13 protein-coding genes are annotated in these 12,143 nt (G+C 66.3%); 3 read left to right on the forward strand and 10 right to left on the reverse strand.

Annotation, left to right across the window (positions count from 1 at the left end; all coding sequences use genetic code 11):
- From Q0C59_RS15335 to Q0C59_RS15360, 6 genes are all read right to left on the reverse strand, one after another.
- The coding region (locus Q0C59_RS15335) for a dihydrofolate reductase (RefSeq protein ID WP_291216983.1) at nucleotides 1-224 on the reverse strand (224 nt) is incomplete at its 3' end.
- A 4-nt stretch (nucleotides 225-228) separates the two neighbouring features.
- Complete coding sequence (locus tag Q0C59_RS15340; protein WP_291216986.1) at nucleotides 229-1,134, reverse strand: DMT family transporter; 906 nt, start codon at nucleotides 1,132-1,134, stop codon at nucleotides 229-231.
- A complete protein-coding gene (locus Q0C59_RS15345; RefSeq protein ID WP_291216988.1) occupies nucleotides 1,131-1,961 on the reverse strand; it encodes a thymidylate synthase in 831 nt (276 codons plus the stop codon). Before Q0C59_RS15345 ends, Q0C59_RS15340 begins: the two co-directional genes overlap by 4 nt.
- Entirely contained in the window at nucleotides 1,958-2,863 is a 906-nt protein-coding gene (locus Q0C59_RS15350) for a lytic transglycosylase domain-containing protein (RefSeq protein ID WP_291216990.1), read from the reverse strand. Before Q0C59_RS15350 ends, Q0C59_RS15345 begins: the two co-directional genes overlap by 4 nt.
- The gene (locus Q0C59_RS15355) at nucleotides 2,860-4,296 is read right to left on the reverse strand and encodes an FAD-binding oxidoreductase (protein WP_291216992.1); all 1,437 of its coding nucleotides are present in this window, start codon (nucleotides 4,294-4,296) and stop codon (nucleotides 2,860-2,862) included. Before Q0C59_RS15355 ends, Q0C59_RS15350 begins: the two co-directional genes overlap by 4 nt.
- A complete protein-coding gene (locus tag Q0C59_RS15360) occupies nucleotides 4,293-4,781 on the reverse strand; it encodes a DUF2069 domain-containing protein (RefSeq protein ID WP_291216994.1) in 489 nt (162 codons plus the stop codon). The genes Q0C59_RS15355 and Q0C59_RS15360 overlap by 4 nt, the downstream gene beginning before the upstream one ends.
- A 35-nt stretch (nucleotides 4,782-4,816) precedes the next feature.
- Here Q0C59_RS15360 and Q0C59_RS15365 point away from each other — a divergent pair, with 35 nt between their 5' ends.
- The gene (locus Q0C59_RS15365) at nucleotides 4,817-6,103 is read left to right on the forward strand and encodes a YihY family inner membrane protein (RefSeq protein ID WP_291216996.1); all 1,287 of its coding nucleotides are present in this window, start codon (nucleotides 4,817-4,819) and stop codon (nucleotides 6,101-6,103) included.
- A 7-nt stretch (nucleotides 6,104-6,110) separates the two neighbouring features.
- Here the strand turns inward: Q0C59_RS15365 and Q0C59_RS15370 are convergent, their stop codons facing one another.
- From Q0C59_RS15370 to Q0C59_RS15380, 3 genes are read right to left on the reverse strand one after another with little or no spacing between them, the layout of a single operon-like run.
- Nucleotides 6,111-7,409 (reverse strand): cytochrome P450, encoded by a 1,299-nt coding sequence (locus Q0C59_RS15370; RefSeq protein WP_291216998.1) that lies wholly within the window; start codon nucleotides 7,407-7,409, stop codon nucleotides 6,111-6,113.
- Nucleotides 7,406-8,230, reverse strand: a complete 825-nt coding sequence (locus tag Q0C59_RS15375; protein WP_291217000.1) for an alpha/beta fold hydrolase — start codon at nucleotides 8,228-8,230, stop codon at nucleotides 7,406-7,408. The genes Q0C59_RS15370 and Q0C59_RS15375 overlap by 4 nt, the downstream gene beginning before the upstream one ends.
- Before the next feature lie 2 nt (nucleotides 8,231-8,232).
- Nucleotides 8,233-9,543, reverse strand: a complete 1,311-nt coding sequence (locus Q0C59_RS15380) for an O-acetylhomoserine aminocarboxypropyltransferase (RefSeq protein ID WP_291217002.1) — start codon at nucleotides 9,541-9,543, stop codon at nucleotides 8,233-8,235.
- A 131-nt stretch (nucleotides 9,544-9,674) separates the two neighbouring features.
- Here Q0C59_RS15380 and Q0C59_RS15385 point away from each other — a divergent pair, with 131 nt between their 5' ends.
- Complete coding sequence (locus tag Q0C59_RS15385; RefSeq protein WP_291217005.1) at nucleotides 9,675-10,142, forward strand: CBS domain-containing protein; 468 nt, start codon at nucleotides 9,675-9,677, stop codon at nucleotides 10,140-10,142.
- Between the two features lie 65 nt (nucleotides 10,143-10,207).
- On the opposite strand, the gene Q0C59_RS15390 is transcribed toward Q0C59_RS15385, so the two are convergent.
- Complete coding sequence (locus tag Q0C59_RS15390; protein WP_291217007.1) at nucleotides 10,208-11,419, reverse strand: polyhydroxyalkanoate depolymerase; 1,212 nt, start codon at nucleotides 11,417-11,419, stop codon at nucleotides 10,208-10,210.
- 146 nt (nucleotides 11,420-11,565) lie between these two features.
- On the opposite strand from Q0C59_RS15390, the gene Q0C59_RS15395 reads away from it, so the two are divergent.
- On the forward strand, nucleotides 11,566-12,143 hold a 578-nt coding region (locus Q0C59_RS15395; RefSeq protein ID WP_291217009.1), incomplete at its 3' end, for a glutathione S-transferase.

Consider the following 12,143-nt stretch of genomic DNA (forward strand, 5'->3'; position numbering starts at 1 on the left):
GTGACCACGATGTTGAGCCGGCCCGGCAGCGGCCGGAACTTCGGCGGCAGCGAATCCCAGGTCTTGCGGCCCATGATCACGGGGCAACCCAGCGTGGTGCGTTTGAAGTGCGCCATGTCTTCCGGCAGATGCCAGGGCAGGGCGTTGTCCTTGCCGATCACGCCGTTGGCGGCGCGCGCGAAGATGAGGTGCAGGCGGGGAGGGGTCGGGGTGGGTGCGGGCATGCCGCTATTGTGCCGCCGGCCCCGGGTTGGAAGGTCTTGTGCGCGGAGGCAGCAGCACACTGGCGATCGCCATCATCACGAAGCCGATGGCCACCCAGTCCTGCCAATGTGGCACCTCGCCCACGATGAGGGTGGCGCTCAGCGTGCCCACCAGCGGGATCGCCATGATGCTCATGGCGCTGGTGGCGGGCGGCAGGTCGCGCGCCATGCCGAACCAGATCAGCTGCGCGATGCCGTAGTTGACGAACACGCCATACAGGAGGCTGATCCACATGGGGGTGGAGAATCCCGAGGGGCTGGGCAGCGGCTCCAGTGCCAGCGCGAGCGCCCACACCACCGCGCTGCCCAGCAGCAGCATCCACACCGTGACCACCATGGGCGAGAGTGTGAAGTGCGCGCGGCGAAACATGAGGGTGCCCAGGCCCCAGCAGAAGGCTGCACCCAGCATCCAGGCAATGCCCACCGGACGTCCGCTCAGGCTTTGCAGTTCGTGCCACAGCAGCAAGCCGATGGCGATGCCGGCGCACACAACGGCCACGCGCACACGCGGCGTGATGCGTTCGCCAAAAAACGCCGCACCGATCAGCACCGTGAAGATCGGCATGGTGAAACCCAGGATGGCGGCGCGGCCGGAGGCCAGCTCTTTCACGCCGAAGATGGACAGCGTGTGCCATCCCAGCACATTGGGAACTCCCAGCCAAGCGATGGTTGTCCACTCGGCGCGGGTCGGCCACATGCGCTCACCTCGCCGGGCCACGTATACAAACAGCCAGATGCCGCCCAGCAGCATGGTGCTGGCGCGGAAGTACAGGGGCGAGAGCTCCTGCAGCGAGAGCTTCATCATGGGCCAGTTCACGCCCCACATGAGCGTGAGCGCGAGCAGCGCCCACAGTTGGCGGCGGTTGATCACACCGCGACCGGTGCCTTGATGGCCGCGTGGTGTTCATAGCCTTGCACCTCGAAGTCGTCGAGCTCGTAGTCGAAGATGCTGGCCGGGCGGCGTTTGATGTGCAAGGTGGGGTAGGCCATGGGCTGGCGCGAGAGCTGCAGCTCCACCTGCTCGTGGTGGTTGCTGTAGATGTGGCAGTCGCCACCGGTCCAGATGAAGTCGCCCACGTCCAGGTCGCACTGCTGCGCCAGCATGTGGGTGAGCAGCGCGTAGCTGGCGATGTTGAAGGGCACGCCGAGGAAGATGTCGGCGCTGCGTTGGTAGAGTTGGCAGCTGAGCTTGCCGCGACCACCCGGCTGGATGGGCGGCGCCACATAGAACTGGAAGAAGGCATGGCAGGGCATGAGCGCCATCTTGTTCAGGTCGGCCACGTTCCAGGCGCTCACGATGATGCGGCGCGAATCCGGGTTGGTCTTGAGCTGCTTCACCACCTCGGCGATCTGGTCGATGTGACCACCGTCGGGCGTGGGCCAGCTGCGCCACTGCACGCCGTACACCGGACCCAGGTCGCCGTTGTCGCGCGCCCATTCGTCCCAGATGCTGCAGCCGCGTTCCTGCAGCCATTTCACGTTGCTGTCGCCACGCAGGAACCACAGCAGCTCCACGATGATGGCCTTGGTGAACACCTTCTTGGTGGTCACCAGCGGGAATCCTTCGTTCAGGTCAAAGCGCATCTGGTGGCCAAACACGCTGGTGGTGCCGGTGCCGGTGCGGTCTGTTTTTTGCACGCCCGTGGTGAACACGTGGCGCATGAAGTCTTCGTACTGGGAACGGATGGGTCGGGTCATGGAAGGCGCTGGGGCAGGGCCCGCGAAGGGGAGGTGATGCGGGCGTCGAACGGGTGGTATTGCAGTCCGTAGACCTGGGAGATGCGTTTGATGTAGCCCTGTGTCTCGGGGTAGGGCGGTACGCCGCGGAAACGGTCGACCGTGCCCTCGCCGGCGTTGTAGGCGGCCAGCACCAGAGGCACGTCGCCCCTGAAATAGGCCAGCAGCCATTGCAGGTAGGACAGTCCGCCGCGGATGTTCTGCTCGGCGTCGAACGGCTTGCGCACCCGGAAGCGCTCGGCCGTTTCGGGAATGAGCTGCATCAGGCCCTGCGCGTTCTTGTTGGACAGGGCGTTCACATTGAAGTTGGACTCCGCGCGGATCACCGCAAACGCCAGACCCGGCTGGATGCCGAACTGTGGCGCGAGCTTGTAGACGATCTTCATGATGCGTCGCTCTTCCGGCGTGTTCACCAGGCCCTGGTAACGCGTGGCGAGCGCCCCGACGTCGGCCGCCTGCTGGGCCTCCTTGGCTTTTTGAAGCTCGGTGCGTTCGGCTTGCTGCACACACTCGGGCTTGTCTGCCGGTGTGGCGAGGCGGTTGAACATGCCCTCGGCATGTGTGTCGCCCAGCAGCGCGGCGCGCGCAAACCAGTGGGCGGCGTATCCGTCGTTGCGCTCCACACCGCGGGCATTGGCGTAGATCCAGCCGAGGTTGTAGGCAGAAACAGCATCGCCCGCCAGCGCGGCCTGGCAATACAGTCGGATGGCGGCTTCGGTGTCGCGCTTGACGCCTTCACCGTGCTCGAAGCCCTGCGCCTGTTCGCGCCAGGTTTGGCGCTGTGCTGCGTCCACCGCGTGTGCCTGCCCCGTGGCCGTGAGCGCCAGCGCCAGCAAGAGGCGGAGCAAATGACGGGGGTTCATGGTGTGAGGACGCGGCCAGGGTTCAGGAGGTTGTGCGGGTCCAGCGCCTGCTTGACGGCCCGCATGAGACCCAGGGCAACCGGGTCCTTGTAGTGGGGCAGGTGGTCGGCCTTGAGGCTGCCCACGCCGTGCTCGGCGCTGATCGAACCATGGTAGCGCGCCACCGCGTCAAACACCAGCGTGTTCACACGGGCCTCTTCTGTGGCCAGAAAGGCCCTCGCATCGCCGCCTTCGGGCGCCTGCACGTTGTAGTGCAGGTTGCCATCACCCAGGTGGCCAAAGTTGACCAGCCGCACGCCCGGGATCTCGCGCTGCAGCAAGGCGTCGGTCTCGGCGCAGAAGGCCGGGATGTGCGAGACCGGGATGCTGATGTCGTGCTTGATGTTCAGGCCTTCTTCGGCCTGCGCCAGCGGAATGCTCTCGCGGATGTGCCAAAGCGCATGGGCCTGCGCCAGGCTCTCGGCCACCACCGCGTCGGTCACCAGGCCTTGTTCGAAGGCGGTTTCCAGCAGACGCTCGAACTGGGCTCGCGCGTGGGCTTCGGATTCGCTGTCGCTGTTTTCCAGCAAGACACAGTAGGGTGTGTCTTGCCACAGCGGCACCCGCAACTGCGGCATGTGTTTGTCGACCAGGCTCAGCGCAAACTGGCCCATGACTTCGAAGCCGGTGAGGCCCGCGCCCAGGTGCTGGTGCGCGAGACCCAGCAGGGCCACGGCGGCGTCCAGCGTGGGCAACGCGGCCCAGGCGGTGAGCTGCGCGGCGGGCTGCGGGTACAGCTTGAGCGTGGCTGCGGTGATGACACCCAGCGTGCCCTCGCTGCCAATGAACAGGTCGCGCAGGTCGTAGCCGGTGTTGTCCTTGCGCAGACCACTCAGACCTTGCCACACCTCGCCTTGCGCGGTCACCACCTCCAGGCCCAGGCAAAGGTCGCGTGCGTTGCCGTAGCGAACCACCTGCGTGCCGCCGGCGTTGGTGGCGAGGTTGCCGCCGATGCTGCAGCTGCCTTCGGCCGCCAGGCTCAGGGGAAACAGAAAGCCGGCCTTCTCCGCCGTGTCCTGCAAGGTCTGCAGGATGCAGCCGGCCTCCACCGTCATGGTGAGGTTGGCCGGATCGATAGCGCGCACGGCGTTCAGCCGCATGAGGCTCAGCACCACCTGCGTGCCCGAGGCGTCGGGCACCGAGCCGACCACCAGGCCGGTGTTGCCACCTTGGGGCACGAGCGATACGCCCGCCGTGACACAGGCGCGCACCACAGCCGCCACCTCGACGGTGTTGCCCGGGCGCACCACAGCGAGTGCGCGGCCGTGGGCGCGTTTGCGCCAGTCTTGTTCCCAGGCCGAGAGGTCGGTGGCCGGGTCGTCGTGCGTGAGCACATGAGCGTCCCCCACGGTCTGGCGCAGTTGCGCCAGCAGCCCGGCGTGTTGCGTATTCATGGCTGGGCGGGGGCGGCGGGTGCCGTGCCCTGCGCGGCAGCTGTGTTGCTGGCCACGTCCGCCGCCACCGCCTCTTTGCCAGCGGCTCGCAGACGTATGCGCACATGCAGGGCGCAGGCCACGAACAAGGCCACACACAGCAGCGTCTGGATCACCGCCAGCCAGACCGAGGGGCCGGTGTCGCTGGTGGCGCGCACCACGCCTTCCGTGAAGTACAGCCACACGATCAGGCTGACCCAGCGGTAGGTGTACATGCGGTTCTTCAGCAGACCCGCCAGCGGAATGGTCAGCGGCAGCACCTTGAGCACGAGCCACGAGCCCCCTTCTCGCAGCGGGGCCAGCCACATTTCCCACAGGAAGCCCAGCACGATCAGGCCCAGCAGGCTGCCCACGGCCAGCCAGCGGGTGGCGTTGACGGCGCGTGCCGAATCTCCCTGTGCGAGAAGGAGGTCGTCGGGGGTTTGGGGGGGTGTGATGTCGGGCATGGCGGGGGAGAAAGAGCAGGTGGCATGATACCGGCATGACCTTCAAAGAGCGCCTGCGTGCCCTGGAAACCCTCGCTCGCGCACTCTGGCGCGACGCCTTGAACTTTCCCTGGGCCAACACCGCCATCACCCTGCGCGAACGCTTTCGCGAAGACCGCCTGGGCATCACCGCCAGCAGCCTGACATTCACCACCACTATCTCGCTGGTGCCGTTGTTCACCGTGGCGCTGGCCATTTTCAGCGCGTTCCCCATGTTTGACCGGCTGCAGGTCACGCTGCAGCGCTGGCTGGTGCAAAGCCTGGTGCCGCCCGACATCGCCAAGCAGGTGTTCAGCTACCTCAACCAGTTTGCCGGCAAGGCCGGGCAGATCGGCTGGGCCGGCGCGCTGGTGCTGCTGGTCACGGCGCTCGCGCTGATCCTCACCATCGACCGCAAGCTCAACGACATCTGGCGCGTGCGCCAGCCCCGCTCGTTCACCCAGCGGGTGCTGGTGTACTGGGCGGTGCTCACCCTTGGCCCGCTCTTGTTGGCCGTCAGCCTGACCGTGACCACCTACGCCGTCACCGCGTCCCGCGGGGTGGTCTCGGGTTTGCCCGGCGGTGTGCGCTTTCTGCTGGACGCCGTGCAGTTCGCGCTGCTCACCGGCGGCATTGCCGCGCTGTACCGCTACGTGCCCAACACGCGGGTGCGCTGGAGCCACGCGCTCATCGGCGGCATTTTTGTGGCCACCGGCCTGGAGCTGGCCAAGAAGCTGCTGGCCTGGTACCTGGCGCAGGTGCCCACCTACTCGGTGGTCTACGGCACGTTCGCCACGGTGCCGATCTTGCTGGTGTGGTTTTACGTGGCCTGGGTCATCGTGCTGCTGGGCGCGGTGGTGGCGGCCTATTTGCCCAGCCTGCTCTCGGGCATCGCGCGGCGCGGCGACACGCCAGGCTGGAGTTTCCAGCTCGCGCTGGAGGTGCTGGAGCAACTGCACACCGCGCGCGACACAGCACCGAAGGGCTTGAGCCTGGAGGCCCTGGCCCAGGTGCTGCGGGTTGACGCCCTGCAGCTGGAAGAACCCGTGGCCGCGCTGGTCGCGCTGGACTGGCTGGGCCGGCTGGACGAAGACGGCGAACGTTATGTGTTGCTGGTCGATCCGGCCGGCACGCCGATGGCGCCGATGGTGGAGCGCCTGCTGCTGGCGCGCCAACCCAACACCACGCGGTTCTGGTCGGAAAGCCACTGGGCCGGGCTCACGCTGGCGCAAGCCTTGGCGTCCACGCCTTTGCCGACGGCAGCGCAGGAAATGGCGGAAGGCCCTTCGGTCGCCTCGGGCTGACGCGCGCTCAGCTCACCGAGAACGGTGCGCGCAGGAAACCGCGAAACCTTGCCCGGCCACCGCGCACCGGCGCTTCGGTCAATTTGAAATCGGGGAAGCGCTGCAGGAATCGACCGATGGCGATGCGTCCTTCCAGCCGCGCCAGGCTCAGGCCTGCGCACTGGTGGATGCCGAAGCCGAAGGCCAGATGTTTGTTGTTCTCACGCGCGAGGTTGAGCGCCTCGGGGTCGGGGAACTGCGCGGGGTCTCGGTTGGCCGCGCCGATGCACAGCGTCACCAGTGTTCCGGCGGGCAGATCCACACCGCCCACCTGCGTGTCTTTCACCGCGCGGCGGTTGCCGAGCTGGTTCGACGATTCAAAGCGCAGGAACTCGTCGACCGCGCAAGTGAGCATCGCCTCTTGCGCTGCTGCATCACGCTCTGTTTGCTTCAACGCGGTGTGCAGAAAATGGCGCGCCTGCGGGTGCTCCTGCAGCGCGATGAGGCCGTTGCCGATCAAGTTGGTGGTGGTCTCGTGGCCAGCGTTGAGCAGAAAGATGCAGTTCTGCAGCAGTTCAACTTCGCTCAACTTTTCGCCCCCGGCCTCGCCCTGGATCAACCGTGTCAACACGTCGCGTTCCGGGTCACCGGGCCGCTGGCGGCGCTGCACCACCAGCGTTCGCAGGTAGACCAGCATGTCGGTCACGGCCTGGTTGCCCAGCGCCTGTTGTGCCGGTGTGATGGTGGGCTCCAGCGCACCCAGGATGGCAAGCGACCAGTCGCGCAACGGGCTGCGGTCTGTGTGCGGCACATCGAGCAGGTTGCCGATGATTTCCACCGGAATGGCCGAGGCGAAATCTTCGACAAGGTCGCCACCGCCGCGCTCGGCCAGATTGTCCAGCAGGCTGTCGACCAGCGCGATCAGGCCGGGCTCCATGTCGGCAATGGCCCGGCGCGTGAGGGCACCCATGATGAGTCGGCGCACGCGCGTGTGCAGTGGCGGGTCGTTGAACACCAGACTGGTGGTGTGGTGCTCGAACAGGGCCGAGCCCTTGCCGTACTTGGGGGCGAATTCGACCTGCTTGTCCGAGCTGAAGGCCTGCGCGTCGCGGTACACCGCCATCAGGTCGGCACATCGCGTGAGGAACACCGAGCCGTCGGGCATGCGGCGCACGGGTTCGTGTTCGCGCAGCGCGGCGTACACCGGGTAGGGGTTGGCCAGAAAGTCGGGTGTCAGCGCGCGCAGGTCGAACTTCTCCGCAATCTCATGGGCTCGCCCGGGCGAGAGCGGGGGCGTGATGTGCTCCGGGCGCAGCACAAAGCTCATGGCGTGGCGCGCAGGAAATCGTGCAGGGCAGACAGTGTTTCCTCGGGCGCTTCCGTCATCTGATGGTGACCCACAGGCACGTTGACCACCGACACGCGTTGGCCAGCGACTCTGGCCGTGGCGATCAAACCCTGTGCGGCCTTCGGATGCGCCATCTGGTCTTGTGCGCCCAGCAGGAAGAGCACCGGGCAGGTGATCTGAGCGATGGCCGCTTCACCGCCGGTGTAACTGTCGCAGGCCACAAAGCCGCGGTGGAACACATTGACCGCTGCGTTGCTGCGCAGCACGCGCCGGCCCAGCGCCATGCCCGCGCCATAGACCCAGGTGCCCGGGCCGAGCGCGGAGGGCGGCGCAGCCAGTGTGCTGCGTGAAAAAACGTTGACCATCTTGAGCGCTTTCTCGGGCTCGTTGAGCGAGGCTTCGATCAGCGCAGGCGAGACTTTCATGGGGTACGCCACGCCCACCAGCACCAGGTGGCTCACGCGGTCCTTCAAACGCGCAGCCGCTTCCAGAGCGATCAACGAACCCCAGCTGTGGCCGACCAGCGCGGCCTTCTGCACGCCGGCTGCGTCCAGCAACGCAGCCACAAAATCGGCCGCTTCTTCGACCGACGCAGGCGCTTCGCCTTCGCTCTTGCAGTGGCCTGGCAAATCCACCGCGAGCACATTCCAGCCGTGGTGGGCGAGGTAACGGCTCTGCAGGATCCAGACGCTGTGGTCGTTGAGCACGCCGTGGATGAAGACCACGGTGGGTTTGGCGGCATCGAAGGGCTTGCCGCCGGTGTAGCAGTACGTGCGGGCGTTGTTGACTTGCAGGTACATGGTCAGACCCCGGCTTTCTCGGCCGCCTTGAGCGCGCGCTTCAAGTCGTCGATCAGGTCGTCGGCATCCTCCAGTCCGATCGACAGGCGGATCGTGCCCGGGCCGATGCCGCCCGCCGCCAGCGCTTCGTCGCTCATGCGGAAGTGCGTGGTGCTCGCCGGGTGGATCACCAGCGAGCGGCAGTCGCCCACGTTGGCCAGGTGGCTGAAGATCTTGAGCGCTTCGATGAAGGCCTTGCCTTGTTCGCGGCTGCCCCGGATGTCGAAGCTGAACACCGAGCCCGCGCCCCTGGCGCCGAAGCGCAGCAACCTCTCGGCGAGGGCGTGGCTGGGGTGGCTCTCCAGCAGCGGGTGGCCCACGCGGCTCACCAGCGGATGGCTGGCCAGGAACTGCACCACCTTTTCGGTGTTGCCCATGTGGCGGTCCATGCGCAGCGAGAGGGTTTCGATGCCCTGCAGGATCAGCCACGCGCTGTGCGGCGAGAGGCAGGCGCCGAAGTCGCGCAGGCCTTCGCGGCGCGCGCGCAGCAGGAAGGCGCCCACGGTGCTCTCTTCGCTGAACACCATGTTGTGGAAGCCCGCATAGGCCTCGGTGAGCTCGGGGAAGCGACCCGACTTTTCCCAGTCGAAGCTGCCCGCGTCCACCACCACACCCCCGATCACGGTGCCGTGGCCGCTGAGAAACTTGGTGGCCGAGTGGTAGACCAGATCGGCGCCGAGCTCGAAGGGCTTGATGAGGTAAGGCGTTGTAAGGGTCGAGTCCACGAGCAAGGGCACACCGGCCTCGTGCGCGATCTGCGACACGGTGGGGATGTCCAGCACGTCCAGGCCGGGGTTGCCCACGGTCTCGCCGAAGAAGAGCTTGGTGTTGGGCCGCACGGCTGCGCGCCAGCCGTCGATGTCGCCCGGCTTCACGAAGGTGGTCTCGATGCCGAAGCGGCGCATGGTGTAGTGCAGCAGGTTCTGGCTGCCGCCGTAGAGCGCGGTGCTGGCGACGATGTGCGAGCCCGCGCCCATGAGCGTGGCCACGCTCAGGTGCAGAGCGGCCTGCCCGCTGGCGGTGGCAATGGCGCCAATGCCGCCTTCCAGTGCGGCCATGCGCTGCTCGAACACCGCGTTGGTCGGGTTGCTGATGCGGCTGTACACATGGCCCGCGCGCTCCAGGTTGAACAGGGCCGCAGCGTGGTCGCTGGATTCGAAGACGAAGGAGGTGGTGAGGTGGATCGGCACGGCGCGCGCGCCGGTGGCGGGGTCGGGCGCGGCGCCCGCGTGCAGCGCGAGCGTGTCGAAGCCTGGGTCTGAGTAACCGGACATGGGGAGGTCTCCTGGGTGTGCCGGTGTCGCGGCCCATCGGGCTGGCGCGCACTGGTTTTGAGCGGTATTGTGGGGGTATATTGCGCACAGGCCAGCCATGCTGGAGACACCACCAAAACAGGAGACCGGGCATGAAAGTCAGCGACATCCTTCGCGTCAAGGGCGGCACGCTCTACACCACCCACCCCATGGAAACCCTGCAGCGAGCGGTGGAGACGATGTCGCAGTTCGACATCGGTTCGCTGGCGGTGATGGACCACGGTGAGCTGGTGGGCATGCTGACCTTCCGCGAGATCATCCACACGCTGGCGCGCAACGGTGGCGCCCTGGGCGACAAGACGGTGCGCACCGTGATGGACGACCACCCCATGAGCTGCACGCCCGAGACCGAGCTGGAGCAGGTGCGCCCCATGATGCTGGAGCGGCACACCCGCTACATGCCGGTGATGGACAACAAGATGCTGATGGGCGTGATCAGCTTCTACGATGTGGCCAAGGCCGTGGTGGACAGCCAGAACTTCGAGAACCAGATGCTCAAGGCCTACATCCGCGACTGGCCGGCCGAAGACGAGCCTCAACCCGCCGCCCGCGCGCGCTGAACCCGAAGAAGCCCCATGAAAAGCGCCCCGCAATCCGGGGCGTTTTTCATGGGGCTCGACGAAGTTCAACCCATCGTGCTGTGAATCATGTCTCGAACCTTGGGATAAATCTGCTGGTTCCAGCGCCGCCCGCTGAACACGCCGTAGTGGCCCACACCGGTCTGCACGTGGTGCGTCTTGAGGTAGGGACGCACGTTGCTGCACAGGTCTTGCGCCGCCACGGTCTGGCCCACAGCGCAGATGTCGTCGCGCTCGCCTTCCACCGTCATGAGCGCGGTGCGGCGGATCGCGGCCGGGTTGACCTTGCGTCCGTTCCAGGTGAGTTCACCGCGCGGCAGGTCGTAGGTCTGGAACACCTTGGCCACCGTCTCCAGGTAAAACTCGGCCGGCAGGTCGTTGACTGCGAGGTACTCCTCGTAAAACTCCTGGATCACCTGCGCCTCTTCGGTGCGGCCGTGTTCGAGGTGGTCGTAGATGTTGCGGAACGACTGCTTGTGGCGCTCCGGGTTCATGGCCATGAAGGCCGAGAGCTGGATGAAGCCGGGGTAGACGCGGCGCATGAACCCGGCGTGTGGCAGCGGCACGTGGTTGATGAGGTTCTTCTCGAACCATTCGATGGGCTTGCTGGTGGCCAGCCGGTTCACCTCGGTCGGGTTCACGCGGCAGTCCACCGGGCCGGCCATCAGCGTGAGGCTGCGGGGCTGCGCCGGGTTGTCGTCTTCGGCCATGACTGCCGTGGCAGCGAGCGCGGCCACGCAGGGCTGGCACACCGCCACCATGTGGCTGCCCGGGCCCACGGCCTCGGTGAAGCGGATCATGTAGGTGATGTAGTCGTCGAGCGAAAAGCCGCCGTGGCGCAGCGAGACGTCGCGCGCGTTGTGCCAGTCGGTGATGTACACGTCGTGGTCCTGCAACAGCGTGCGCGCGGTCTCGCGCAGCAGGGTGGCGAAGTGGCCCGAGAGCGGCGCCACCAGCAGCACTGGCGGCTGCGGTTCCACGCCCTCTTTGCGGAAGTGCAGCAGGGTGCCAAAGGGCAGGGTGAGCACGGCTTCTTCGGTCACGGGAACGGACTGCCCGTTCACCATCACTCCGCCGATGTTGTAGGGCGGACGCGAGTGCGTCAGGCGCAGGCGCGAGATCACATCGCAGGCGGCAGCCACCTTGCGAACCACGCTGCGTTCCGTGTCCTGCAGCCACAGCGAGGAGCTGAGGTGCTGGGCCATGAGTCGCAACGGCGAGAGCAGGTCGGACTGGGTCTGGTAGGCCTGGTACAGCATGGTGGGGATCCTGAAACAACGTGTTGCTCTGCAGGCAAGGAACGCGCCAGACCAGGCTGCACCGCCCCGGTGCACGTTGTGTCACTTTTGTGGCACAGCCCTTGCTGAGAGAAGGGTCTACGAAGCAGGGTCAACGAGGAGCAGTCATGGCCACCACGGTACTCACGATCAGCAGCAAGAACTACGGTGCCTGGGCCTTGCGTGGCTGGCTGATGGCCCGGCTGGCCAAGCTGGAGTTCACCGAAAAAATCATCTCGCCCGACGACCCGGCCATGAAGGCGGAGATGCTGCTTCTCTCGGCCTCGATGCGGGTGCCGGCGCTGGAGCACGACGGCATCCATGTGTGGGACACGCTGGCGATTGGCGAATACCTCAACGAAATCAAGCCCAAGGCGGGCTTGCTGCCGGCCGACCGCGCGGCGCGTGCGCACTGCCGCGCCATCTGCGGCGAGATGCATTCGGGCTTCAGCGCCATGCGTTCGTCCTTGCCGATGAACATCAAGGCGCACTTTCCCAACTTCAAACTCTGGTCGCGCGCGCGCTCCGACATCGACCGCATCGAGGCGATCTGGACGGAGTGCCTGGAAACCTACGGCGGGCCGTACCTGTTTGGCGCCAAGCCGTGCATGGCGGACGCGATGTTTGCGCCGGTGGTCACGCGTTTCATCACCTACGGCGTGGAGATCGACGAGGTGTGTGTGGCGTATTGCGACACGATCATGGC

It is taken from the genome of Hydrogenophaga sp. (assembly GCF_022844385.1).
Lineage (GTDB): Bacteria > Pseudomonadota > Gammaproteobacteria > Burkholderiales > Burkholderiaceae_C > Hydrogenophaga.

Excerpts from the sequence above, each read along its gene's own strand:
- Q0C59_RS15345 (WP_291216988.1), bottom strand. The coding sequence starts at position 1,961 with ATGACCCGACCCATCCGTTCCCAGTACGAAGACTTCATGCGCCACGTG.
- Q0C59_RS15350 (WP_291216990.1), bottom strand. The coding sequence starts at position 2,863 with ATGAACCCCCGTCATTTGCTCCGCCTCTTGCTGGCGCTGGCGCTCACG.
- Q0C59_RS15355 (WP_291216992.1), bottom strand. The coding sequence starts at position 4,296 with ATGAATACGCAACACGCCGGGCTGCTGGCGCAACTGCGCCAGACCGTG.
- Q0C59_RS15360 (WP_291216994.1), bottom strand. The coding sequence starts at position 4,781 with ATGCCCGACATCACACCCCCCCAAACCCCCGACGACCTCCTTCTCGCA.
- Q0C59_RS15365 (WP_291216996.1), top strand. The coding sequence starts at position 4,817 with ATGACCTTCAAAGAGCGCCTGCGTGCCCTGGAAACCCTCGCTCGCGCA.
- Q0C59_RS15370 (WP_291216998.1), bottom strand. The coding sequence starts at position 7,409 with ATGAGCTTTGTGCTGCGCCCGGAGCACATCACGCCCCCGCTCTCGCCC.
- Q0C59_RS15375 (WP_291217000.1), bottom strand. The coding sequence starts at position 8,230 with ATGTACCTGCAAGTCAACAACGCCCGCACGTACTGCTACACCGGCGGC.
- Q0C59_RS15380 (WP_291217002.1), bottom strand. The coding sequence starts at position 9,543 with ATGTCCGGTTACTCAGACCCAGGCTTCGACACGCTCGCGCTGCACGCG.
- Q0C59_RS15385 (WP_291217005.1), top strand. The coding sequence starts at position 9,675 with ATGAAAGTCAGCGACATCCTTCGCGTCAAGGGCGGCACGCTCTACACC.
- Q0C59_RS15390 (WP_291217007.1), bottom strand. The coding sequence starts at position 11,419 with ATGCTGTACCAGGCCTACCAGACCCAGTCCGACCTGCTCTCGCCGTTG.